General features: G+C 69.3%; 1 pseudogene. It reads right to left on the reverse strand.

The annotated features are described in order from the left end of the window. Positions 1 to 499 (reverse strand): annotated as a pseudogene (locus tag EOA29_RS39680) (heme biosynthesis protein HemY); the annotation flags it as partial.

The following is a 499-nucleotide window of genomic DNA, read 5'->3' on the forward strand; positions in this document are numbered from 1 at the left end:
GCCCGCACCTTCCCCTGGTCGCCGGTTTCGGCCTCCTCGATGTCGGCCAGAAGCAGATAGGCGCCCTCGCGGCGATCCATGCGGATAGCGGCCTCCGCCTCGCGCCGCGCGGTGGCGAAATCCTGCGCATCGAGCGCGGCGCGCGCCACGGCCATCGACGATTCGGCGTGGTTCTTCTTCATCTCCTGCAGCTTCTTCGCCCGGTTGAGGCGGTCGAGCACGGCATCGCCCGGCCTTGCATGGGTGTAGAGCTCGGCGATGTCCGGATGCGGCTCGGCCCGCCAGGCCGTCTCCAGGATCTTGGAGCCTTTGCGCACGTCGTTTTGCCGGATCAGCAGATTGGCGGCGATGACCGCCGCTGGCGAGAAATCGGGCGCCAGCTTGTTGGCTTCGACGGCGGCATTCCGGGCGGTATTCGGATCGCTGTCGACCAGCGCCTGCGCCTTGGCGGTGAGCAGCACCGCGCGGCGCCGGTTGGCGGCGTCGCGCGGTGCTGCTC

It is taken from the genome of Mesorhizobium sp. M1E.F.Ca.ET.063.01.1.1 (genome assembly GCF_003998155.1).
In the GTDB taxonomy this organism is placed as follows: Bacteria; Pseudomonadota; Alphaproteobacteria; order Rhizobiales; family Rhizobiaceae; genus Mesorhizobium.